Source organism: Blastococcus sp. CCUG 61487 (assembly GCF_005222955.1).
Lineage (GTDB): Bacteria > Actinomycetota > Actinomycetes > Mycobacteriales > Geodermatophilaceae > Blastococcus.
Window position 1 is genome coordinate 1 of the sequence record NZ_LWUA01000188.1, and the last position, 295, is coordinate 295.

General features: G+C 56.9%; 1 protein-coding gene. It reads right to left on the reverse strand.

What is annotated here, in order from left to right; all coding sequences use genetic code 11:
• Positions 1-200: hypothetical protein (locus tag A6V29_RS09965; protein ID WP_212719206.1), on the reverse strand; the 200-nt coding region annotated here is incomplete at its 3' end.
• Positions 201-295: the final 95 nt, after the last annotated feature.

Consider the following 295-nt stretch of genomic DNA (forward strand, 5'->3'; position numbering starts at 1 on the left):
TCGCCGACCTGGCGTTGCCAGGAGGCAAGGAAGTCGAAGCGCTGATAGGGTGTGTAGCTGTGTTGCGGTGTTTCGAGACTGCGCCAGGTCGCCTCGGCTGCAGTGAGGTCGTGAAAGATGTCGACGCCGGCGATGCGGATTGCGTTCGGCCATGTTCGCGTGCCCGCCGTCTGGCCTTCCATTGCCGCCGCCATGGTCATCTCGGAACCCAAATTTTTTAAGGTATTAATTTACAGTTCTCGGCTGAGGCCGACCTTCGCAGGGAAATGTCAACAAAGAGTAATAACAATCGCCC